Origin of the sequence: Streptomyces coeruleorubidus, from assembly GCF_028885415.1 — a bacterium.
In the GTDB taxonomy this organism is placed as follows: domain Bacteria; phylum Actinomycetota; class Actinomycetes; order Streptomycetales; family Streptomycetaceae; genus Streptomyces; species Streptomyces coeruleorubidus_A.
In genome coordinates, this window is sequence record NZ_CP118527.1 from 9,003,677 (window position 1) to 9,026,977 (window position 23,301).

General features: G+C 72.0%; 18 protein-coding genes and 1 pseudogene. 7 read left to right on the forward strand and 12 right to left on the reverse strand.

All coding sequences use genetic code 11. From position 1 onward, the window contains the following. Positions 1-3: 3 nt before the first annotated feature. The 3 genes from PV963_RS41415 to PV963_RS41425 all read right to left on the reverse strand — a co-directional run bounded on the left by PV963_RS41415 (position 4) and on the right by PV963_RS41425 (position 4,368). Entirely contained in the window at positions 4-1,263 is a 1,260-nt protein-coding gene (locus PV963_RS41415) for an SLC13 family permease (protein ID WP_274822276.1), read from the reverse strand. A gap of 84 nt (positions 1,264-1,347) precedes the next feature. After that, positions 1,348-1,902 (reverse strand): DUF4232 domain-containing protein, encoded by a 555-nt coding sequence (locus PV963_RS41420; protein WP_274821588.1) that lies wholly within the window; start codon positions 1,900-1,902, stop codon positions 1,348-1,350. Positions 1,903-1,980: 78 nt separating this feature from the next. Continuing rightward, positions 1,981-4,368: a SpoIIE family protein phosphatase gene (locus tag PV963_RS41425; protein ID WP_274821589.1), complete on the reverse strand. Its 2,388-nt coding sequence runs from the start codon at positions 4,366-4,368 to the stop codon at positions 1,981-1,983. Positions 4,369-4,625: 257 nt separating this feature from the next. Here PV963_RS41425 and PV963_RS41430 point away from each other — a divergent pair, with 257 nt between their 5' ends. The 3 genes from PV963_RS41430 to PV963_RS41440 all read left to right on the forward strand — a co-directional run bounded on the left by PV963_RS41430 (position 4,626) and on the right by PV963_RS41440 (position 10,987). After that, positions 4,626-7,721, forward strand: a complete 3,096-nt coding sequence (locus PV963_RS41430; protein ID WP_274821590.1) for a glycoside hydrolase family 2 TIM barrel-domain containing protein — start codon at positions 4,626-4,628, stop codon at positions 7,719-7,721. Between the two features lie 154 nt (positions 7,722-7,875). After that, a complete protein-coding gene (locus tag PV963_RS41435; RefSeq protein ID WP_274821591.1) occupies positions 7,876-10,119 on the forward strand; it encodes a glycoside hydrolase family 9 protein in 2,244 nt (747 codons plus the stop codon). A 76-nt stretch (positions 10,120-10,195) separates the two neighbouring features. Then, the gene (locus tag PV963_RS41440) at positions 10,196-10,987 is read left to right on the forward strand and encodes an alpha/beta fold hydrolase (protein ID WP_274821592.1); all 792 of its coding nucleotides are present in this window, start codon (positions 10,196-10,198) and stop codon (positions 10,985-10,987) included. Here PV963_RS41440 and PV963_RS41445 read toward each other — a convergent pair. Together PV963_RS41445 and PV963_RS41450 are read right to left on the reverse strand one after the other, a co-directional pair. Next, positions 10,947-12,428 carry a cytochrome b gene (locus tag PV963_RS41445; RefSeq protein WP_274821593.1) on the reverse strand — a complete coding sequence of 494 codons (1,482 nt, stop codon included), beginning with the start codon at positions 12,426-12,428 and terminating at the stop codon, positions 10,947-10,949. The two genes, PV963_RS41440 and PV963_RS41445, sit on opposite strands and share 41 nt — an antisense overlap. After that, the gene (locus PV963_RS41450) at positions 12,425-13,357 is read right to left on the reverse strand and encodes a sigma-70 family RNA polymerase sigma factor (protein WP_274821594.1); all 933 of its coding nucleotides are present in this window, start codon (positions 13,355-13,357) and stop codon (positions 12,425-12,427) included. Before PV963_RS41450 ends, PV963_RS41445 begins: the two co-directional genes overlap by 4 nt. Positions 13,358-13,543: 186 nt before the next feature. On the opposite strand from PV963_RS41450, the gene PV963_RS41455 reads away from it, so the two are divergent. The 3 genes from PV963_RS41455 to PV963_RS41465 all read left to right on the forward strand — a co-directional run bounded on the left by PV963_RS41455 (position 13,544) and on the right by PV963_RS41465 (position 16,111). Next, complete coding sequence (locus tag PV963_RS41455; protein WP_003994883.1) at positions 13,544-13,789, forward strand: hypothetical protein; 246 nt, start codon at positions 13,544-13,546, stop codon at positions 13,787-13,789. 3 nt (positions 13,790-13,792) lie between these two features. Beyond that, entirely contained in the window at positions 13,793-14,170 is a 378-nt protein-coding gene (locus PV963_RS41460; protein WP_086604073.1) for a toxin Doc, read from the forward strand. A gap of 291 nt (positions 14,171-14,461) precedes the next feature. Then, positions 14,462-16,111, forward strand: a complete 1,650-nt coding sequence (locus tag PV963_RS41465) for an RICIN domain-containing protein (RefSeq protein WP_274821595.1) — start codon at positions 14,462-14,464, stop codon at positions 16,109-16,111. Positions 16,112-16,164: 53 nt separating this feature from the next. Here the strand turns inward: PV963_RS41465 and PV963_RS41470 are convergent. The 4 genes and pseudogenes from PV963_RS41470 to PV963_RS41485 form a co-directional block, all read right to left on the reverse strand. Continuing rightward, a pseudogene (locus PV963_RS41470) lies at positions 16,165-17,326 on the reverse strand (lactate 2-monooxygenase). 81 nt (positions 17,327-17,407) lie between these two features. Further along, positions 17,408-18,100: an alpha/beta fold hydrolase gene (locus tag PV963_RS41475; RefSeq protein WP_274821596.1), complete on the reverse strand. Its 693-nt coding sequence runs from the start codon at positions 18,098-18,100 to the stop codon at positions 17,408-17,410. Further along, positions 18,097-19,707, reverse strand: coding sequence for a purine-cytosine permease family protein (locus PV963_RS41480; RefSeq protein WP_274821597.1), 1,611 nt, complete (start codon positions 19,705-19,707; stop codon positions 18,097-18,099). The genes PV963_RS41475 and PV963_RS41480 overlap by 4 nt, the downstream gene beginning before the upstream one ends. 206 nt (positions 19,708-19,913) lie before the next feature. Continuing rightward, on the reverse strand, positions 19,914-20,480 hold the full coding sequence (locus PV963_RS41485; protein WP_274821598.1) for a hypothetical protein: 567 nt from the start codon (positions 20,478-20,480) through the stop codon (positions 19,914-19,916). A gap of 325 nt (positions 20,481-20,805) precedes the next feature. Between PV963_RS41485 and PV963_RS41490 the strand changes: the two genes are divergently transcribed. Next, complete coding sequence (locus PV963_RS41490; RefSeq protein WP_274821599.1) at positions 20,806-21,240, forward strand: protease inhibitor; 435 nt, start codon at positions 20,806-20,808, stop codon at positions 21,238-21,240. A 155-nt stretch (positions 21,241-21,395) separates the two neighbouring features. Here PV963_RS41490 and PV963_RS41495 read toward each other — a convergent pair whose 3' ends face one another. From PV963_RS41495 to PV963_RS41505, 3 genes are read right to left on the reverse strand one after another with little or no spacing between them, the layout of a single operon-like run. After that, positions 21,396-21,602 (reverse strand): CDGSH iron-sulfur domain-containing protein, encoded by a 207-nt coding sequence (locus tag PV963_RS41495; RefSeq protein ID WP_274821600.1) that lies wholly within the window; start codon positions 21,600-21,602, stop codon positions 21,396-21,398. Beyond that, the gene (locus tag PV963_RS41500; RefSeq protein ID WP_274821601.1) at positions 21,583-22,257 is read right to left on the reverse strand and encodes a HemK2/MTQ2 family protein methyltransferase; all 675 of its coding nucleotides are present in this window, start codon (positions 22,255-22,257) and stop codon (positions 21,583-21,585) included. The genes PV963_RS41495 and PV963_RS41500 overlap by 20 nt, the downstream gene beginning before the upstream one ends. After that, the gene (locus PV963_RS41505) at positions 22,258-23,271 is read right to left on the reverse strand and encodes an iron-containing redox enzyme family protein (RefSeq protein ID WP_274821602.1); all 1,014 of its coding nucleotides are present in this window, start codon (positions 23,269-23,271) and stop codon (positions 22,258-22,260) included. Positions 23,272-23,301 lie beyond the last annotated feature (30 nt).

Here is a 23,301-nt window from a genome sequence, read left to right on the forward strand (position 1 = left end):
GGCTCAGACCCCGACGACGCGCAGCGACAGCCACAGCGCCACCACGGCCGGCACCAGCGCGGCCGGCACCGCGAGCAGCCCGAGCCGGGTGAACTCCCCGAGCCCGACCCGGTCTCCGTGCTGCTGCACGATCCGCCGCCACAGCAGGGTCGCCAGCGATCCGGCGTAGGTCAGGTTGGGACCGATGTTGACGCCGAGCAGCACCGCAAGCACGGCACCGGGACCGGACCCGGCGGTCAGCGGCAGCAGCACCAGAACCGCGGGCAGGTTGTTGACGAGGTTCGCCAGGACGGCGGCCAGCGCCGCCACGCCCAGCAGCGTGAGCAGGCCCGAGCCGTCGGGCAGCACCCGGTGGAGCGCGTCGGCGAGCCCGTGGTCGACGACCGCCCGCACGACGACGCCGAGGGCGAGCACGAACGCCAGGAAGGCAGGAGCGGCGGACCGCACCACCGTCAGCGGGGTGGCCTTCCGCCGCAGCAGCGCCCGCCCTGCCATGACCAGCGCCCCGGCCAGGGCAGCCCACGCCGGCGCGATCCCGACGGCCGAGGCCACGACGAACCCGGCGAGCGTACAGCCGACCGTGACGAGAGCGAACAGCGGCAGCGGCTCGGGAGGTCCTGCGGGGCCGGGGGAGGGCGCAGGGGCGGCCAGTTCGCCGTCGAAGAAGCGCCGGAACACCAGGTACTCGGCACCGATCGCCACCAGCCAGGGCAGCGCCATCAGGGCCGCGAACCGGGTGAAGCTCAGCCCGCTCGCCGTGAAGGCCAGCAGGTTGGTCAGGTTGGAGACCGGCAGCAGCAGCGAGGCGGTGTTCGACAGATGGGCGCACGCGTAGAGGTGCGGCCGGGCCTGGACGCCCATCCGAGCGGCGGTGGCGAGCACCACCGGTGTCAGCAGGACGACGGTGGCGTCCAGACTCAGCACGGCCGTGATGACGGAGGCCAGCGCGAACACCGAGGTCAGCAGCCGCGCGGGACGCCCCGCCGCCCATCGGGCCATCCACGCCCCGCACGCCGTGAACAGCCCCTCTACGTCGCAGAAGTGCGCGAGCACCAGCACGGCCGCGAGGAAGCCGACCACGGGCCCCAGCCGCTGGATCTCCTCCCACGCGTGGTCCGGGGAGATCACTCCGACGGCGACCGCGAGCCCGGCGGCCGGAACCGCCGGCACGGCCTCGGGCAGCCCCCGCGGACGGAGCACGGCCCAGACCAGCACGGCGGCCAGCAGCACCACGGACAGGACTTCGGCGAGCGGGGTGTTCAGGGCGGCGTCCTCCGCGACGTGATCAGGTCGTGCCCGCCCATGAAACCAGGGGCTCGTAAGAGAGCTGCGACGCCCCTGTCGGACTCACGGCCCGCTGCCCGCCTCGAACGCCGTCAGGAACACCGAGGACGCGTTCCCGCCGACCGGCACCTCACCGGCCTTCCACCGCACCTCCAGCGGTTTCCGCTCGTCCGGCGGAGTCACCAGCAGCGCCGCCGGAGTCGCGGCGTGGGCCCCGCTGACCTCCGGGCTGGCGTACCGCAGCCCCGCCCAGGCGCTCTTGCCCGGCGCCAGCTTCACGGTCGCGGGCTCGCCGGGCGTGCGCTTAGGGTCTGGGCCCAGCTGCCTGCCGGACGCGTCGACGAACGCGGCGCCCGGATAGCCGTGCAGGGTGCAGGTGCGTGAGGAGACGTTGGTCAGGACGACCGGGAAGTTGCGCTGCCCGGCCCCCGGATCCATCCGGCCGACGGAGGCGCGCAGCTCAAAGGTGTGACAGCGGGTACCGGTGCCGGCGGCGGGCACCTGCTGTGCGGCGGTCTTGGCGCGGTGCTCGGTGCCGCAGGCGGTCAGCGAACCGAGGACGGTGACCGCGCATGCGAGTAAGGCCGCCCGGCGTACGGACTGAGACGTTGTGGCCATGCCCTTCCGGGTGTCCGACGCGGCAATGGAGAAACGGCGGCAATGGAGAAACGGCGGCTGCGGAGAAACCGCGTCCGCTCACATCCCGTCGAGCAGTTCCAGCTCCGCCCAGATCGTCTTGCCCTCGGCGGTGTGCCTGCTGCCCCAGCGCTGCGTGAGCTGGGCGACCAGCAGCAGACCGCGGCCCCCCTCGTCCCAGGTCTTGGCGCGGCGCAGGTGCGGCGCCGTGTGGTTGGTGTCGGACACCTCGCAGATCAGCGTGGACGCGTCGTGGATCAGCCGCAGCCGGATGGGCGGGGCGCCGTAGCGGATGGCGTTGGTGACCAGCTCGCTCACCACAAGCTCCGCGGTGAACGTGGCCTCGATCAGCCCCCAGCGGTCGAGCTGGTCGACGACCTGCTTGCGGATGGGGGCCACCAGCGCCGGGTCGGCGGGGATGTCCCAGGTCGCCACCTGGGAGGACGGCAGGCCGCGGGTGCGGGCCAGCAGCAGGGCCACGTCGTCGGCGGAGCCGCCCGGCGGGAGCAGGGCGTGCAGCACGCGGTCGCAGGTCTCGTCCAGGGAGTCGGAGGGAGCCGACAGGGCCTCGCGGAGCATCCGGTGGCTCGCGTCGACGTCCCGCTCGCGGCTCGCGAGCAGCCCGTCCGTGTGGAACGACAGGACGCTGCCCTCCCGCAGCTCCACCTCGGCGGACTCGAACGGCAGCCCCCCGACACCGAGCGGGGGACCGGAGGGCAGGTCGAGCTGCCGGGCCGGGCCGTCCGGCGGGACCAGCAGGGGCTGCGGGTGCCCGGCCCGGGCCAGGGTGCAGCGTCGCGACACGGGGTCGTACACCGCGTACAGGCAGGTCGCGCCGACCTCCCCGGTGGCGGCGTCGCCGCCGGACTCCTGGGACAGCCGGACGACCAGGTCGTCGAGGTGGGTGAGCAGCTCGTCGGGGGCCAGGTCGATGTCGGCGAGGGTGCGGACGGCGGTGCGCAGCCGGCCCATGGTGGCCGAGGCCTGGATGCCGTGCCCGACGACGTCGCCGACGACCATCGCGACGCGCATCCCGGACAGCGGGATCACGTCGAACCAGTCGCCGCCCACGCCGGAGCGGGTGGCGGGAAGGTAGCGGGAGGCCGCCTCCACCGCCGCGGTGCGCGGCAGTGTGCGGGGCAGCAGGCTGCGTTGCAGGGTGAGCGTCGTCTCGCGCTCGCGGGAGTAGCGGCGGGCGTTGTCGATGCAGACGGCGGCCCGGGCCGTGACCTCCTCGGCCAGCAGCACGTCGTCGGCGGTGAAGGGCTCGGGGCGCCGGAAGCGGGTGAAGACCGCGACCCCGAGGGTCGAGCCCCTGGCCTGGAGCGGCACGGACATCGTGGAGTGGATGCCGTACTCGCGTACCCGCCGGAACCGGACCGGGTCCCAGGCCAGCCACTTCTCGAGGTCGCCGCCGTCCGCTCCGGAGGCCACGACCGCGTGACCGGCGATGAGCGAGGCGGCCTGCGGGGAGTCCTCCGGATAGACGTCCACCTGGCCCGGCTTGGCCACGGCCTCGGGGCTGCCCGGGTTGACCGACTGGTGGGCGGCCCGGCGCAGGCTCACCGGAGGGGTCGGCGGGCCGGCGGACTCGCCGCCGTGCTCCCGTGCGTCGAGCAGGTCGACGCTGACGAAGTCGGCGAGCGCCGGGACGCACACGTCCACCAGCTCCTGGGCCGTACGGGTGACGTCGAGGGTGGTGCCGATGCGCACGCTCGCCTCGTTGACCAGCTGGAGCCGCTCCCGTGACCGGTACTGGTCGCTGAAGTCGTGGGCGGTCACGCACACGCCGCGCACCCGCCCCGAGCCGTCGGTGAGCGGTGCGAGCCGGGCCAGCCAGGCGTGCGCGGCCCGGCTCTCGCCGCTGGCCTTCATGTACGTCTGCATGTCCTGCCGCCGGCCGGTACTCAGCACGCGGCGCAGGTACTCCTCGAGCTCCGCGTTCTGCGACCGGCTGCCGATGTCGGTGGGCCGCAGGCCCCGCAGCCGTTCGGCCGGCAGCCCGACGAGGTCCGCCATGGCGTCGTTGACGCCGCGCAGCCGCAGCCGCTCGTCGAAGATCATCGTGGCGCAGGGCGACTGCGTCAGGGCCGCCCGCACCAGGGGGTCGTCCGGCAGCTCCGGACGGGGAGCCTCGGGCGGGGACACGGCGAGCCACTCGGCCGTCTCCGGGCCGTCCGGCGGTCTGCGGTGGGCGAGCACCCACGCGGAGACCGTGTGCCCGTCGCGGTGACGCAGCGTGAGCGTCCCGCTCCAGCGGGCGTCGGCGGGCACGGGCGGCGGTTCCGCTCCGTCGGCCAGCAGCTCGGCGGCCGGGCGGCCCAGGACCTCGGCGGCCGTGTGGCCCAGCAGACGGTGTGCGCCTTCGCTCCACTCGGTGAGCGTGCCGTCGGCGGCGATGACGGCACGGGCGGCCACGCCATCGTCGAACGGCTCGTCCGGGCTCATCGTCGCCACTCCATACGGACACTCACAGTGATCAGGGAGGTCGCTTGAGTTCCAGCCTAGTCCGTGGGCGCCCGACGTGGACCGGTAACCCCTGTGCCGCCCGGCCGAGCACGGTCAAGGCGCAATTCCGGCCGATGTGACGCCCGGGACAGAACGACGCCGCCGCACCCTTGACGGCCCTGTGTGACACCTCGACAGAATCTGTTTGTTCACGATGAGTTGTGAGTACTTCTGGGCCCTGATGAGGGAGAGCCGCCATGTCGGTCACGCGTAGATCGGTCCTGCTCGCCTCCGCCGCCGCGCCCGCGGCCGGAACACTGCTGGGCGCCCCGGAGGCGTGGGCCGCGGAGGTGGCGCGCGGCGCGTCCGGCCGCCGCACCGTCCCCCTGCGCGACGGCTGGCGCTTCGCGCTGGTCAACCCGGGCGGGCTCACCGACCCGACCGGCGCCTATGCCGACGCCCACCTTCCCGGACACGACGACTCCGGATGGCGCGAGATCGCCGTCCCGCACGACTGGAGCATCGAGCAGACCCCCACCACCGAGCACGGCACCACCAGCGGCACCGGCTTCCTCCCCGGCGGCCTCGGCTGGTACCGCCTCGCCTTCACCCTGCCGTCCGCCCTCGCCGGCAAGCGGATCTCGGTGGAGTTCGACGGCGTCTACATGGACTCCTCCGTCTTCTGCAACGGCAAGGAGGCCGGCCGCCACCCCTACGGCTACACCGGCTTCGCGCTCGACCTCACCGACCTGGTGCACACCGACGGCACCACCGAGAACGTGCTCGCGGTCAAGGTCCAGAACCGGCTCCCCAGCAGCCGCTGGTACTCGGGCAGCGGCATCTACCGCGAGGCCCGCCTGGTGATCACCGAGCCGGTGCACGTGGCCCGCTGGGGCACCCGCGTCACCACACCCCAGATCTCCGCCGAGCGGGCCGTCGTACGGGTCGACACCTCGGTCGTCAACGCGTCGGGCGCGGGCGCCGGCGTCGAGGTCGTCTCCCGGATCGTCGATCCGAAGGGCCGGACGGTCGCCCGTACCTCCTCCACGGCCGCCGTCACCGGCGAGAGGACCGAGACCCACGAACTCACCGTCCGGCGCCCCGAGCTGTGGGACATCGCGGCCCCCCACCGCTACATGCTGCACACCGAACTGCGCGTCGGCGGCAGGATCACCGACACCTACCGCACGCCCTTCGGCTTCCGCACCTTCCGCTTCGACCCGGACGAGGGCTTCTTCCTCAACGGCACCCACCACAAGCTCAAGGGCGTCGACCTCCACCACGACCTGGGCGCGCTCGGCGCCGCCGTCAGCGTCGACGCGGTCCGCCGCCAGATGGAGATCATGCGGTCCATGGGCGTCAACGCCCTGCGCACCTCCCACAACCCGCCCGCGCCAGAGGTGATCCAGGTCTGCGAGGAGATGGGCGTCGTCATGCTGGTGGAGGCGTTCGACTGCTGGCGCACCGGGAAGAACCGGTACGACTACGGCCGGTTCTTCGACGAGTGGTGCGAGAAGGACACCACCGAGATGGTGCTGGCGGCCCGCAACTCGCCCGCCGTGCTGATGTGGTCCATCGGCAACGAGGTCCCCGACTCCACCTCCACCGCCGGCCTCGCCATGGCCGACCGGATCATCACCGCGATCAAGGCCGCCGACGACACCCGCCCGCTGGTCATCGGCTCCGACAAGTACCGCCGCCTCCCCGCCAAGGGCTCCGCGGCCGACCTGATGCTGGCCAAGCTGGACGGCCTCGGCCTCAACTACAACACCGCCAAGTCGGTGGACCAGCTGCACGCCGCCTACCCGCACCTCTTCCTCTTCGAGTCCGAATCCTCGTCCGAGACCTCGACCCGGGGCGAGTACCAGGAGCCCGAACACCTCAACACCGGCGAGAACTACACGCCGGGAAGGCGCGGCACCTCCTCCTACGACAACAACCTCGCCTCCTGGACCATGAGCGGCGAGTACGGCCACAAGAAGGACCGGGACCGCAAGTGGTTCACCGGGCAGTTCCTGTGGTCGGGCATCGACTACATCGGCGAGCCCACGCCGTACGACGTCTTCCCGGTCAAGGCGTCCTTCTTCGGCGCGGTCGACACCGCGGGCTTCCCCAAGGACATGTACTACCTGTTCCAGAGCCAGTGGACCGACAAGCCGATGGTCCACCTGCTGCCGATGACCTGGAACCACGCCGAGGGCGACACGGTCGAGGTCTGGGCGTACGCCAACGTCGACACCGTCGAGCTGTTCCTCAACGGAAAGTCCCTGGGCGTACGGCGGTTCGACACCAAGAAGACCGTCGACGGCCGCACGTACCTGGAGACGACCGAGGCGACCGGCGACGACAAGAACTTCACCGACGGCCCCTATCCCGGCAGCTACACCAGCCCCAACGGCAGCGCCGGCAAGCTCCACCTGACCTGGAAGGTGCCCTACCGGCCGGGCGAGCTGAAGGCCGTCGCGCGGCGGGACGGCAAGGTGGTGGCCACCGACGTGCTGCGCACCGCCGGCGCCCCGCACGCGATACGTCTGACTGCGGACCGCAAGTCCCTGGCCGCGGACGGGCGTTCGCTGGTCTTCGTGACCGCCGAGGTGGTCGACCGGCGCGGTGTGGTGGTGCCCGACGCGGAGCACCTGCTCTCCTTCGAGGTGGCGGGCGGCTCCCTCGCCGGGCTCGACAACGGCCGCCAGGAGAGCGCCGAGCGCTACCAGGCGAGCACCCGCACCGCCTTCCACGGCAAGGCCCTCGCCATCGTCCGCTCCGGCACGAAGGCGGGGACGGTGAAGGTGACCGCCCGCGCCGACGGCCTGCGCGCCGGCACGGCGACCGTCCGCGCCACCCGGGCGGGGGACCGGGCCGAGACCGCCCCGCCCGCTTTCCGGCCGGAGCACCCCGCGCCCCTCGACTACCCGCATGCGGACGCCAGTTACTCCGGCCGCCCGGACACCCTGCCCGCCGCCATGCTCGACGGCGATCCGGCCACCGGCTGGTCCAACGGTTTCTACAAGCAGGCCACGGCCCTGCTGCCCGCCTTCGACGGGGCCCGTACCGAGGACTGGGTCACGGTCGACCACGGACGCACCCGCGGCTTCGACCGGGTGGACGTCTCCTTCACCGTGGACGCCACGCACAGCCTGCCCGCGGCGATCGAGGTGGCGGTGTGGGACGGCCGGGCGTGGCGGGCCGTGGAGGACACGGCGATCGACTGGGCCACCGCCTCCGACACCCCGACGGTGATCACCTTCAAGGCCGTGCGCGGCTCCCGGATCCGGCTCACGATGACGAGCCGCCACCCCGACGAGGCCCGGGGTGCCCTGCGCATCAGCCGGCTGGAGACCCCGGCCGCCTGAGCCCCCGGGCACGACGGTCCGGGCGGGCGGCGAACAGGCAGTCCCGTCCGGACCGTTGACGTGGCGTCACATCAGCCACAACCATGGCGTGCATCCGCATCTGGGAGCGCTCCCACGCCGAGCGCCACCCGCACCTCCCCAGAGGAGCCCAGACGTGAAACGACGCAGAACCGTCCTGTTGTCCCTGACGGCCCTCCTGGCGACCGCGCTCACCGCGCTGCCCTCCGCACCGGCCGGGGCCGAAGAGACCGAGCAGGTCAGGAACGGCACCTTCGACACGACCATGGACCCGTGGTGGGCGACCAGCAACGTCACCGCGGGTCTGTCCGACGGCCGGCTCTGCGCCGACGTCCCCGGCGGCACCACCAACCGCTGGGACGCCGCAGTCGGGCAGAACGACATCACCCTGGTCAAGGGCGAGTCGTACCGCTTCTCCTTCAGCGCGGCCGGCACGCCCGCGGGACACGTCGTGCGGGCGATCGTGGGCCTGTCGGTGTCGCCCTACGACACCTACCACGAGGTGACACCGCAGCTCAGCGTCTCCGGCGACACCTACTCCTACACCTTCACCTCGCCCGTGGACACCGCCCAGGGCCAGGTCGCCTTCCAGCTCGGCGGCAGCGCGGACCCGTGGCGCTTGTGCATGGACGACGTCTCGCTGCTCGGCGGGGTGGCGCCCGAGCCGTACGAGCCCGACACCGGGCCCCGGGTCCGCGTCAACCAGGTCGCCTATCTGCCCGCCGGGCCGAAGAACGCCACCCTGGTCACCGACGCCACGGCGAAACTGCCCTGGCAGCTGAAGACCTCCGACGGAACGGTGGTCGCCCGGGGCACGACCGTGCCGCGCGGCGTCGACGCCTCCTCCGGGCAGAACGTCCACACGATCGACTTCGGCGCGTACCGCAAGAAGAACACGGGTCTCACACTCGTCGCCGACGGCGAGACCAGCCGACCCTTCGACATCGACGCGAGCGCCTACGAGCGGCTCCGGGTGGACTCGGCGAAGTACTACTACACCCAGCGCAGCGGCATCGCGATACGCGAGGACCTGCGCCCCGGCTACGGCCGCCCGGCCGGGCACGTGGGCGTGGCACCCAACAAGGGCGACACCGCCGTGCCGTGCCAGCCCGGCGTCTGCGACTACACCCTGGACGTCAGCGGCGGCTGGTACGACGCCGGCGACCACGGCAAGTACGTCGTCAACGGCGGCATCTCCACCTGGGAGGTGCTGAGCACCCACGAACGCGCGCTGCACGCCCGCACCGGCGACGCCGGCAAGCTCGGCGACGGCACGCTCGCCGTCCCCGAGAGCGGCAACAAGGTTCCCGACATCCTCGACGAGGCCCGCTGGGAGCTGGAGTTCCTGCTCAGGATGCAGGTGCCCGACGACAAGCCGCTGGCCGGCATGGCCCACCACAAGATGCACGACGAGCAGTGGACCGGGCTGCCGCTGCTGCCCAGTGACGACCCGCAGAAGCGCGAACTGCACCCGCCGTCCACCGCGGCCACCCTGAACCTCGCGGCCACGGCCGCACAGGCGGCCCGCCTCTACCGGCCCTACGACAAGGCGTTCGCCGACAGGGCGCTGGCAGCCGCCCGCAAGGCCTGGTCGGCGGCGCTCGCCCACCCCGACCGCCACGCCTCCGAGAGCGACGGCATCGGCGGCGGCGCCTACCCCGACAGCGACGTCACCGACGACTTCTACTGGGCGGCGGCCGAGCTGTACCTCAGCACGGGGGAGAAGCGGTTCGCGGAGTACGTCCTGAAGTCGCCGGTCCACAATGCCGACATCTTCGGCCCGCTCGGCTTCGACTGGGCACGCACGGCCGCGGCGGGACGGCTCGACCTCGCCACGGTGCCGAACAAGCTGCCCGGCCGGGACAAGGTCCGCCGGTCCGTCGTCCAGGGCGCCGACCGCTACCTGGCCACGCTGAAGGCACACCCCTACGGCATGCCGTACGCGCCGGACGGCAACAAGTACGACTGGGGCTCCACCCACCAGATCCTCAACAACGCCGTCGTCCTCGCCACCGCGTACGACATCACCGGCGCCACGAAGTACCGGGACGGCGCGCTCCAGAGCATGGACTACATCCTGGGCCGCAACGCGCTGAACATCTCCTACGTCACCGGCTACGGCGAGGTCAGCGCCCAGAACCAGCACAGCCGCTGGTACGCCCGCCAGCTCGACCCGAACCTGCCGAACCCGCCGAAGGGCACCCTCGCGGGCGGACCGAACTCGAGCATCCAGGACCCCTACGCACAGAGCAAACTCCAGGGCTGTGTCGGCCAGTTCTGCTACATCGACGACATCCAGTCCTGGTCGACCAACGAGCACACGATCAACTGGAACGCCGCCCTGACCCGCATGGCCGCCTTCGTGGCGGACCAGGGGTAGCGAGGGGATGAGCCCGCCGCGTGCCGGGGGAGTCCACCGACAGGACGCCCCCGGCACGCGCGCGTAGCCTGGTGTCATGCCAGCGGTGCGGGTCGACGGCATCGAGGTCGCCTACGACCGGGTGGGCCAGGGCCCGCCCCTCGTGCTCGCGCACGGCGCCACGACGGACGCCCGCCTGTTCCGTCCGCAGGCCGAGGACCTGGCCGACGAGTTCACCGTCGTCGCCTGGGACGAACCGGGTGCGGGCCGCTCCTCCGACGTACCGCCGTCCTTCACGCTGGCCGACTACGCCCGCTGTCTGGCGGCCGTCATCGAGGACGTGGATCTAGGCCCGGCGCATGTCCTCGGCCTGTCCTGGGGCGGGACTGTCGTACTGGAGCTCTACCGGCACCACCCCGAGCTCGTCCGGACGCTGCTCCTCGTGGACACCTACGCGGGCTGGAAAGGCTCGCTGCCTCCGGCGGAGGTGCGGTCGCGGGTCGAGGGGGCGGAGCGGATGCTCGCGGTCCCGGACGAGGAGTTCGCACCGACCATGCCCGGCCTGTTCGCCGGGCGGCCACCGGCCGAAGTCGTCCGCCTGCTGTCCGTGATGTCCGCCGACACCCGGCCCCGGAGCATGCGGACGGAACTCACCATCATGGCCGAGGCCGACCAGCGCGACCTGCTGCCCAGGATCACGGTGCCGACCCTGCTGCTGTGGGGCGAGCTCGACACCCGCTCGCCGGTGGACCTCGTCGCCCGTCCGCTCCTGGAGGCGATCCCGGAGGCCACCCTGGTCGTGCTGCCCGGCACCGGGCACCTCAGCAACATCGAGGCTCCGGAGCCGTTCAACCGGACTGTCCGGGAGTTCTGTCGGGCCCACTCCTGAGCACGAGTTCCGCAGGCCGCTCATGGGCGGTCAGGGTGTGCAACCGGGCCTGGTCGAGCGGCTCGTGCACCTCGACGTACTCGCCGTGCGGCAGCCGCTTGATCACGCCGGTGGCCCGGCCGTGCAACACCAGCTCCCGGTCGCGTAGCTGCAGCCCCAGGCAGATCCGCCGGGTGACGACGAAGACGACCGCCGGGACGACGAACATCGCGATCCGCACCGCCCAGGTCACCGTGTTGATCGACAGATGGAAGCGGGTCGCCACGATGTCGTTGCCGCCGCCCGCCAGCAGCACCAGGTAGAGGCTGATCCAGGCCGCCCCGATCGCCGTGCGGACCGGGCGGTTGCGCGGCCGGTCCAGCAGATGGTGCTCGTGCCTGTCCCCGGTGAACCTGGCCTCCAGGAACGGGTACACGCCGATGAACAGCAGCAGCAGCGGGAACACCACGATCGGGATGAACACGCCCAGCACCAGCGTGTGGCCCCACAGTGTGATCTCCCAGCCGGGCATGATCCGCACCAGTCCCTCGGCGAAACCGAGGTACCAGTCGGGCTGGGCGCCCGTGGACACCTGGTCGGCGCGGTAGGGGCCGTACGACCATACCGGGTTGATCGTCGCCACCGCCGCCATCAGCGTGAGCACTCCGAACACCAGGAAGAAGAAGCCGCCCGCCTTCGCCAGGTACACCGGCATGAAGGGCGCGCCCACGACGTTGCGTTCGGTGCGCCCGGGGCCCGCGAACTGGGTGTGCTTGTGGTACACGACCAGCAGCACGTGGACGACGATCAGCGCCGCCATGACCCCGGGGATCAGCAGGACGTGCAGCGAGTAGAAGCGGGCCACGATGTCGTCGCCGGGGAACTCGCCGCCGAACAGGAACATCGCCAGGTACGTCCCCACGATCGGCACCGACAGCAGCGCGCCGTGCACGAACCTCAGGCCCGTGCCCGACAGCAGGTCGTCCGGCAGCGAGTAGCCGAACAGGCCCTCGAACAGGCCGAGGAAGAGCAGCAGCCAGCCGAACAGCCAGTTGACCTCCCGCGGCTTGCGGAACGAGCCCGTGAAGAAGTGCCGCATCATGTGCGTCAGCATCCCGGCGACGAAGACCAGCGCCGCCCAGTGGTGCATCTGCCGGATCAGCAGCCCGCCGCGCACGTCGAAGCTGATGTCCAGCGTGGAGGCGTACGCCTCGGACATGCGCACGCCGTTCAGCGGCGTGTAACTCCCCTGGTACGTCACCTCGTTCATCGACGGATGGAAGAACAGCGTCAGATACACGCCGGTGAGGACCAGCACCACGAAGCTGTACAGGCAGATCTCGCCGAGCAGGAAGGACCAGTGGTCGGGGAACACCTTGCGCAGGTACTTCCGGCCGAGCGTGTGGGTGCCGAGCCGGCCGTCGAACCAGTCCGCGAGCCGCTCGCCGCGTCCGGGGCTCACGCCGCCTCCCTGGGCAGGTGGGCGAGCTTGTCCGGGTTGGCGACGACGTAGATGCCGCACACCCGGTCGCCCTCCGGGGTGAGGTCCAGGACCAGGACGGCGTAGGGCGCGTCGCCGTCGAACAGGACCGCCGCGTCGTCGCCGTTCACGCGCCGGTAGCGGAACACCGGGTTGCTCGGGCCGCCCCGTCCGGAGGTGAGCAGCCGGGCCACCTTGTCCCGGCCGTGCACCGGGCGCAGGCTCGCCGGCCTGCGCTTGCCGCCGGCGTCCGTCCACGCCGTGACGTCCGGCGCGAGCACCTCCATCAGCTCGGCGATGTCCCCGCCGAGCGCCGCCCGCACGAACCGCTCGGTCGCCTCCCTACGCACCCGCGGATGCGCCTCGTACCGGGGCCGCCGCGCGTGCACATGCTCCCGGGCCCGGTGCGCCAACTGCCGTACGGCGGCGGGGGAGCGGTCGATGATCTCGGCTATCTCGGCGTGCGGGTAGCCGAACACCTCGCCCAGGACGAACACGGCCCGCTCCAGCGGGGTCAGCGCCTCCAGGACCACCAGCATCGCCAGCGACACCGACTCGGAGCGCAGGGCCGGGCCGTCGGCGGTGTCGGCTCCCTCGTCGGCGACCAGGGGTTCGGGCAGCCAGGAGCCCACGTACGTCTCCTGCCTGCGGCTGATCACGGCGCGGCGCCGCAGCGCGTGGTTGACCGCCACCCGGACCAGGTAGGCCCGGGGATTGTCGACGCCGGCCAGGGGAGCGCCCCCGCCGCGGGCCGTCCAGGACAGCCATGTCTCCTGCAGGACGTCCTCGGTGTCGGCGACGCTGCCGAGCATGTTGTAGACGACGCCGAACAGCAGCTCGCGATGGTCGACGAACACCCCGGTCGCCTCGTCGAGCGGGGTTGCGGTGCCGGGTACGGGGATCTCGGTCATGCGTGGTCCTCCCAGAGACGCGCTCACCACTGCGAGCCGCGCGGGGCCCCGGAATGTGACATCGGGCCGTGCGATGTGATGCAGATCTCAGCGGATGGCCGACGGCGCACTTCCTTCGGTACCGCCGGACCTACCCCCTGACCTGGGGGTATTTACGAGTCAGTACCCGAGCGGTACCGTGAAGGCATGCCAGCTCTCAACGTGGAGTTCAGCGACCGCGAACTTGAGGACCTGCGGCAGATCGCCAAGGAGCGCGGTACGTCCATGAAGGCACTCGTGCGGGAGGCGGCCGCGGCCGACATAGCCCGCCACCGGGCCCTCCAGGAGGGCGCGGAGGCCTTCCGCAGGTTCTTCGCGACCCACGCCGACGAGTTCGCCGCCGCCTTCCCCGACGACGAACCGCCCAGCAAGGGCGAAGGGCGGGCCGCCTGACCGATGGCACCCGTCATCCATATCGACGTGCCGTGGCTGCTCCAGCGCCACGAGGAGGTCCTGCCGGACCAGCCCACCGTCAACGACTTCTCCGCGCTCGTCGCCGCCGTCGCCCGGCACCGCGTCGACCCGCCGCGCCTCGGGGTGAACTCCGACGCGGCCTGGCGGGCCGCCGCGCTGCTGCACACCATCACCGTGCTCCGGCCGCTGCCCTCGGCCAACGCCCGCTTCGCATGTGCGACGGCCGTGGCGTACATGTTCGTCAGCGGTGTCGGCATCGACCCGCCCTACGGCGCCCTCGTCGACCTCGCCCGCGACCTGATGTCCGGCACGACCGACGTCTACGGCGCGGCGGACCGGCTGCGGTCCTGGCAGATCTGAAAATGTCGAAAACCGGTGCGACCGGCGCGTATCCGTTCCCGTTTCTGACTTTCTGTCAATGGCCTTGATGTTGCACGGGCGCCTTGTTGGTCGTGTGGGGGTTGTGCAAGAGTGAAACGCACGTGCGGGGGGAATGGCCGAGTGTCGCACGCGTTTTGCAGACCGGGTCCGATTCGCCGTCGGTGAATTCGCACCCCCCGCGCCGCGCCAAAAAAGGTACGCACCAACCGGGCTCCTTTTTCGGCGGCAGGACTTCTGTGTGTCGCATGCGCGTGGGAAGGAACCATCTCAGTGCCCACCCCCCACCCCCCTCGTCCCCCCTATCCCCCGCCCGGCGGGGATCACGGGGAATCCGATGAATCTCTCGCCGCCCCGCTGAGAGGCAGCCCGGAGGGCGAGGTCGCCGCCCATTCCGTCGCGCTGCTGATGGCGCGGCACTGGCAGCCGGTGCACGAGTACGCGGTCATCTGTCTCGCCTCGTCGGCGCAGGTCGCCGAGATGGTCACGGGAATCGCCTTCCACCGGACGCTGAACCGCCTCGCCTTCGGCGAGTCGGCCGTCGCGCTGCGCCCGGCGCTTCTGGTGACCGTGCGCGACACGGTCCGGGAGTGGTCCGGCGACGATCGAATATCCGCCGTACTGCCGGCGTTGCAGAAACCGGCCGGAGGGCGCGGGCTGCGCGCGGCGACGTCCATGACGCCCGAAAATCGTGTCCTCGCGGAGCGGGCATTTCAGGCACTTCCCGCAGTCGCGCGCTGTTTGCTCTGGCACGTCGAGGTCGAGGCCGATCCTTTAAGCGTCCCGGCTGGTCTGCTGGGTATGGATACCGACATCGCGTCGGCCGCACTCGAACAAGCGCGTGATAAATTCCGCGAGGGTTGTGTACATGCCCATCGTGAACTCGCGCCGACCCAGGACTGCCGCTTCTACAATCGCCTCCTCGACGTCCCGATCCGCCGGGGCGGCGCACTGCTGCCCGACGTCCAGGAGCATCTGGCGGAGTGCCGCCACTGCCGGAACGCGGCCGAACAGCTGAGCCATTTCGAGGGCGGGCTGGGCACGTTGATCGCCGAAGCGGTGCTCGGCTGGGGCGTCCGCCGTTACCTCGACTCGCGCCCGGGCCGGTCCTCGCACGGCACGCGGGGCGGGCGCGCGGGCCGGCGCGGCGCAGGGCGGGGCGACGGGCGGCCCATGGGCGGACGCCACCGCCTGCTGTCCCGGTTCCCCATGCAGGTCCGCCGGGTTCCGGGCGTGCGCATCCCGGGAGCGCTGCGCTCCTCACGGGCGCTGCTCTCGGGCGTCGGCGCGGTGTCGGCCGGGGTACTGGCGACCGTGCTCATCATCAGCGCGTCGTCCTATGACGGCGGCCAGGCCGACCCGGCCGGCTCCAGCAGCGCCGCCGGCGGCAACGGCGCCGAGTCCCTGACGCCGCCCGGCACGGCCGGGCTTCCCACGGCACCGGGCGTGACGCGGCTGCGCAACGCCGGCGCCGGCCTGTGCCTCGACGTCCGGGACCTGCCCAAGGAGGGCTCGGGGACGCAGCTGGCGGGGTGCTCGACGGCTTGGACCCAGCAGTGGACGTACGAGAACGACGGGCTGTTGCGCAGCGTCGCCGATCCCGGCCTGTGCCTGGACTCGCACAAGGACGCCGGCGTCGTCGTCCTCGGCACCTGCGCCGAGGTCGACGCCGAGCGGGGCGACGACGTGCGCTACGACCTCACCGTGCAGGGGGAGTTGCTGCCCCGCTGGGACGAGCAGCTCGCCCTCGCCGCCACCAACGACGACCCCGGTGCCGACGTCGTCGTCAAGGTCCGCGACCGCTCCGACGCACAGCGCTGGCAGGCCGAGCCCGTCCCGACGACGGCGGGTTCCCTGTCGATCGAGGAGCAGGAGGGGCCGACGGCCCGGCAGGTGACCCTGCCCCACGGCCGTACGGTGTGAGCCCCGGGGCCTGAGCGGGGCTGCGCGGCGCACGCGTCGCGCAGCCCATCTGCTCAGGCCGGGGCCTCGATGAGGTCGCCCGGACCGATCGTGCCCGGCGTGGCGTGGCCCGACAGGGCCAGAGTGAGGTCGAGTTCGGCCAGCAGGCAGCGGATGACGTGTTCGACGCCCGGCCGGCCGTCGAGACCGAGGCCGTAGACGTACGGGCGGCCGACGAGGACGGCGCGGGCGCCGAGGGCGAGTGCCTTGAAGATGTCGTCGCCGGTGCGGATGCCGCTGTCGAAGAGGACGGTGAGCCGGTCGCCCACGGCCTGAGCCACGCGGGGCAGCGCGTCGGCCGCCGCGACGGACCCGGCCACCTGGCGCCCGCCGTGGTTGGAGACGACGACACCGTCCATGCCCGCCTGTGCGGCCTGCCGGGCGTCGTCCGGGTGCAGCACGCCCTTGAGGACGATCGGGCCGTCCCAGTTCTCCCGCAGGAACGCCAGGTCCGGCCAGCTCTTCGCCGGGTCGGCGAACATCTCGACGAAGTGCATCACGGCCGCGTTCGGATCCTCGTGCACCGGCTTGGCCAGACCCGCCTGGAACGCCGGGTCCGAGAAGTAGTTGGCCGTGCCGACGCCGCGCAGGAACGGCAGATACGCCTGGTCGAGATCGCGCGGCCGCCACGCCAGCAGCGGCGTGTCCAGGGTGACCACGAGCACGCTGAACCCGGCCGCCCTCGCTCGGCTCAGGAAACTGCGGGCCACCTCGGGGTCCCTGGGCCAGTACAGTTGGAACCACCGCTCGGCGTCGCCCATCGCCTCGGCGACCTGCTCCATGGGCGTGCTCGACGCGGACGACAGGACGAAGGGCACGCCCTGCGCGGCGGCGGCCCGGGCCGCGGCGGACTCGGCGTCCGGGGTGCATGATCGACAGCACGCCGACCGGAGCCAGCGCCAGCGGGGCCGGCAGGGCGCGGCCCAGCACCTCGACCGACAGGTCCCTCTCGTGCACGTCCCGCAGCATGCGCGGCACGATCCGACGACGCTCCAGGGCCGCCCGGTTGGCGCGGGCCGTGCTGCCGTTGCCCGCCACATAGCCGACCGGGCCGGGCCCGAGCCGCTGCTCGGTCAGCTCCTCCAGCCGGGTCAGATCGGTGGGCAGCCGCGGTACGGCACCCGTCATCCCGTTCAGATAGATCTCGTACTGGAAGTCCGCCCAGTGCTTGCCCACCGTACGCAACCGCCTCTCGCCGTCTCCTCGTCGAGACCGTGCCTGGGGCCGACGATACCGAGCGGTATGCGCGACGGCGGATCAGGGGCGGCTCCCCGCCGCGTCCAGGAGGCGGGCGAGTGCGTGCGGCTGCGAGAACATCGGCCAGTGGCCGGTGTCCAGCTCCACGAGCTCCCAGCTGTCGCTCTTGAGGAGCTCGGCCACCGCCGGCATCGGCTCGTCCCCGTCGAGGAGGCACTTCACATACGTCGCCGGGAGCTCACCCAACGGACCGGCGAGCACGGCCGGTTCGGTGAGTGTGGCACCCGGATGCGGTGAACCGCCGACGATCCGGGCGATCTGCTCGTCCGTCAGTCCCTGCCCCGCGTAGTCCGGCGCGCCGAGCGGCGGCCAGAACCCGTCGTGCTCGGCGATCGCCTGCCGCACGGGGTCGCTCGGCCAGCCCGACAGGAACGACTCCCCGTCCACCGGCACGTTCGCGTCGACGAACACCACGCGCCGCAGCCGCTCCCCGATCCGCTGGGCGGCCTGCCCGACCGGTATGCCCGCGTAGCTGTGCCCCACGAGGACGACGTCGCTCAGGCCGCGGCGCTCCACCTCGTCGACGACGTCCCGCACGTGCGTCTGCTGCCCGGCCGGTACCCCCTGCTTCTCGGCGAGGCCCGAGAGCGTCAGCGGATGGACGTCATGCCCGGCGCCGCGCAGCTCCGCGGCCACCTCGTCCCACGCCCACGCCCCGAGCCACGTCCCTGCCACCAGTACGAAGTTGGTCATGCCGGCAACTTAGCCGAGGGGTCTGACAACGCCCCCTCGGCGCCGGGCCCGGTGATCGGCGGCACCGGCACGTCGGCCGTCCGGGCCAGCCGCGCGCCCTCGGGCCCGTACACCGCCCGGGGTTCGGGGAACAGCCGTAGCAGCGTCAGGAACAGCACCGCCGCCGCCACCAGTGACACGGGCAGACCGATGTCGACGCCGTTCGCGAGGTCGCCGAGCGGCCCGACGAACTGCCCGGGCATGTTGGTGAAGAGGACACCGATCAGCGCCGACACCCACCAGGCGGTCATGCCCCGCCAGTTCCAGCCGTGCGCGAACCAGTAACGTCCGCCGCGCTGACGGCGGTTGAAGACCTGGAGCGCCTCCGGGTCGTACCAGCCGCGCCGCGTCCAGTAGCCCAGCATCATCACGACCATCCACGGCGTGGTGCAGGTGACGATCATCGTGGCGAAGGTCGAGATGGACCGCACGAGGTCGAGTCCGAACCGGCCCGCGAAGATGAACCCGATCGACAACGCGCCGACCAGCAGCGTCGCCCGGACCCGGGACAGCCTCGGGAACACCGACGAGAAGTCGAGCCCGGTCCCGTAGAGCGCCGTCGTGCCCGTCGCCATGCCGCCGATCAGCGCGAGCAGGCACACCGGCAGGAAGAACCAGCCCGGCGAGATCGCGAGCAGCCCGCCCACGAAGTCGGGGGCCGCCGGATCGACGTACTGCGGAGCCTTGTTCGCGATGATGCTCGCGGTCGTCAGGCCGAACAGGAACGGCAGCAGTGTCGCGAGCTGCGACAGGAACGCGGCCCCGATCACCTTCCGGCGCGGGGTGCTGGCCGGGATGTAACGCGACCAGTCGCCGAGGAACGCCCCGAACGACACCGGGTTCGACAGCACGATCAGCGCCGCCCCGATGAACGACGGCCAGAACAGGGCCGTCGTCGCCGCGTCCGCCGAGTCGGTGAAGACGCCCGCGTACGAGGGGTCGAAGTCATCCGCGAACGCCACGGCGCCGAGCAGGAACAGCGCGCTCGCCGACGTCACAGCGATCTTGTTGACGAACAGCATGAACCGGAAGCCGTAGACGCACACCGCGAGGACCAGTACCGCGAACAGCGCGTACGCGACGGCGTAGGACAGGTCGTCCCGGGCGAGACCGAAGAGCCGGTGGGCGCCGCCGACCAGGGCGTCGCCGGAGCTCCACACCGAGATGGAGAAGAACGCCACGGCCGTCAGCAGGGACAGGAACGAGCCGACCACGCGGCCGTGCACACCCAGGTGCGCGGAGGACGACACGGCGTTGTTGGTGCCGTTGACCGGGCCGAACACCGCCATCGGGGCCAGGATCAGCGCGCCCGCGACGACCCCGAGGAGGGTGGCCGCGAGGCCCTGCCGGAAGGAGAGGCCGAACAGGATCGGGAAGGCGCCGAGGACGCAGGTGGAGAAGGTGTTGGCGCCGCCGAAGGCGAGCCGGAAAAGGTCCAGCGGGGTGGCGGTGCGCTCGGTGTCGGGGATGCGGTCCACACCGTGGGTCTCGACCTCCGTCAGGGACGGGGGAGACGCGTCGGGGGAGGGGAGGTCGGTGCCCGGGGGACGTTCGGCCGGCGAGGACAAGAGGGCTCCAGCGGGGACGGGGCGGTGGAGCGCGGGGTGGCGCGGCGGCGTGGCGGACGGCCGCTCGCCGGCGCCTGGGTGTGCGGCGGCGTGCGGATCCCGTCCTCTGGGGTGCTGCCGACGGTAGGGCGCCGCGGGCGAACGACACCAGAGGACGGTTCATCCAGTCTCGGCGTTGTCAGTGGACGAATCCTCCACTGAGACGGTCACTCCTCGTCATCCGTGTGCTCGGCGTGATCCGCTTGGTCGGGCTCGGCGTCCGGCCCCTGGGCCCGGACCCGCTGCACGTGTTCGAGGGAGTCGCGCAACTCCGTGAGCCAGTCGTCGGTGTGACGCTGGACCAGGCGTACGCACCAGGCCAGCGCGTCGCTGCGGCTGCGGGCGACGCCGCCGGCGATCAGGGTGTCGAGGACCTGGCGCTCCGGCTGGCGCAGCCGCGTCATCACGGGCGCGGCCACGTGCGTGAAGAGCGTCCGCCGCCCGCCGCACTCCACACCCCAGGACACCTTCCGGCGGAACCGGTGCTCGGCCTCCCGGGCCACGGCCATCCGGTCCTCACGCGTGCGTTCCCGGAACTCCTGCGCCCGGCTCCCCAGGGCCGCCTCCCGCTCGGCGGCCGGGGCGTCCTCGGCCAGCCGGGGTGCGGGGATGCGGCCGATCACGGTGATCTCCTCGCGGTCGACCGTGATCTCGGTCAGTTCCTCGAAGAGGTCGTCGGGAAGACGGCCGGCGAACCAGCCGCGCAGTTTCTCTCGCTGCTCTGTCGTAATCATGTAATGACGATTACTCGGCCTGGGCACGAACACAAGGGGTTGCGAAGCAGTCGGCCGAGAGCGGAATCGGAATGTTTCAGGCCTATTAACGAACACGCGGAAATCGGCCATCTGGCCGCTTCGTGATCCCGGAGCCCGCGCGGTTACGGGCTTTACGCGAGTGCGTTCCGTAACTTCACGCCACTGATTCAACACGCAATGTTACTGAAACCGGTGGGGTCGATGTGTGCTTCGGCGACGGACTCGGCAGACTCGCGTTCGCCGTCCCGGGCACCGACCGAGCACGGGCCGGCACACCCTGTAATCGAGCGGAAGGATGCACACAATGCGGAACACCGCGCGCTGGGCCATGACTCTCGGCTTGACGGCCACCGCCGTCTGCGGACCCCTCACCGGGTCCGCGCTCGCCACTCCGGATCAGGCCCCCACCGCGCTCTACGCCCCGTCGGCCCTCGTTCTCACGGTGGGCCACGGTGAGAGCGCGGCCGCAGCGACTCCGGAACGCGCGGTCACCCTGACCTGTGCCCCGAGGCCCTCCGGCACGCACCCGGTCGCCGCCTCGGCCTGCGCGGAACTGCGTGGTGTCGGCGGCGACATCCACGCCCTGACCGCCACGGACGGCGTGATGTGCACCAAGCAGTACGACCCGGTGGTCGTCACCGTCGACGGTGTCTGGCAGGGCAAGAGGGTCTCGTACGAGCGCACGTTCTCCAACGAGTGCGTGAAGAACGCCTACGGTTCCGGCGTCTTCGCGTTCTGAAAGACCGGGATCGCGCCGTTCCCGTGAGGCACAGGGGCTCGAGGCTGGGGAGCCGGGCCGCTGTCGCGGGGACCTGCGATCTCGTACAAGGGGGCCGGCGGGCGGTGTGGGGTCGCCCGCCGGCCCCTGGACTCACCGGCCACCGCGCACCGGGCTCAGACCCGGTCGCGGTGGCTCGTGTCGCACCACGGATAGCGGCGGCTGCGGCCGCAGGTGCACAGGGCCACGCGGAAGCGGTCCGAGGTGACGACGGAACCGTCCTCCAGCTCCACCTCCACCGGACCCTCCACCAGCAGCGGGCCCTTGCGCTGGACCGTGATGCGGCGCGGCGCCGCGGACCGGTCAGACGGGGAGTTCGGCACGGACGACCACCAGCTCTTCCTTGTCCTCGGTGGCGGGCAGCAGCCCCCGCTCCCGCAGCCAGCGTTCCCGGCCGCGCAGCACCGGGCCGAACGCGATCCGCCGCCGGCGCGTCACCGCGGCCTTCAGGCCGGACGAGCGCAGCTGCCCGACGCTCAGGTCCGGGCCGCTCAGCGCGGACTGCACCACCAGCAGCACCCCGCCCGGACGCAGCAGGCCGGGCGCCTCCCGGCAGATCCGGTCCACGACCAGCCGTCCGTCGTCGCCCGCGTCCCAGGCGCGGGCCGCGCCCCTCGCCCGTCCGGCACCGCCCGGCGCCGGCACGTACGGCGGGTTGGCCAGGATCAGGTCGAACGACTCCCCGCGCACCGGGTCGAAGAGATTCCCGTGCCGGATACGGACCGGGAGCCCGGCCCGCGCAGCGTTCAGCCGCGCGGCCCACACCGCCCTCCACGACACGTCCACGGCGGTCGCACGAAAGCCCCGGCGCGCGGCCTCCAGGGCCAGGGCACCGGTGCCGGTGCCGACGTCCAGGACCTCCGCGCCCGGCGGCAACGGCTCGTCGGACAGGGCGCCGACCAGCAGCTCCGTGTCCTCCTGCGGGGCGTAGACGCCCGGGGGTACCAGTGGGTTCACGGCGTTCGGGTACCCGGGCATTCAGGGAATATGGGCTGCTTCGCGGGTAAGTGGGGCATGCAGTGACGAACGTGACGCACGCCAGTCGGCGAGCAGCCGGGCGCCGAAGCGGTCCTCGACGAACCCGGTGGCGTCGATCCCGAACGCGACGTCCGGCGCCAGATACGGCTCGGCCTCCAGCAGACCGCCGATGACGTCGTGGCGCACCACCTGCTCGTGGACCGCGTCGGCCTCGACGTGCTCGTCGTAGAAGTGCTCGGCCGCGGGCCCGGCACCGGTGCGGCGCATCGCCTCGGCGAGTCGCCGCGACCCCGGTGACGAGGTGATCTCGACCGTCGCGAAGTGGCCGACCAGGGCGCCCCTGAGGGCCCGGTGCAGGCCGAAGAGGGACATGAGGTTCACCGTGACCAGGGCCTCGGCGCACGCCGCGTCGAGGTAGCGGCCGTACGTGGTGTCCAGGCCCAGGTCCGTCATCAGGTCGGCGAACAGCCGGGCGTGCACACGGTCGGCGCGGCCGCCGCCCCACTCGTCGAACTCCACCGCCGCCATCGCCGCCTTCGCCCGGCCCCACAGTCGCGGCAGCACCCAGGCGTGCGGGTCCGCCTCCTTGAGGTGGTAGAGGGAGCGCTGGGCCGCGTACTCGCGCAGGTGCCACAGCTCGCCCTCGTCGCGCAGGAAGTGGGTGACGCCCGTGCCGTCGACGGGCTCGACCAGGAGGTCCGCCAGTGCCTCGTCCACGCCGTCGTGGACCCGGGCGTCGGTGCGCAGGGCGGACAGGAAGCGGTGCTCGAGTGCCGCCCGGGTGCGCAACAGGTCGGGGTCCCACTCGCGGTCGGGGGACACACCCGCGAACCCGCGGTAGTGCAGCTCGTAGCACAGGTACAGGGCGAGCTGGAGATCCTCGCCGTACACCGCGGCACGGACGACCTCCTCGAGACCGGGCAGTCGGCCCGCGCCCCGCAGGTATGCCGCGACGGCCCTGCTCAGCGGGCCGCGCGGGGCGGGGAGTCCTGGCTCATCACGGTGGTGCTCCATGGGCGCCGGGTACCCGGTCGGCGTGTGGGG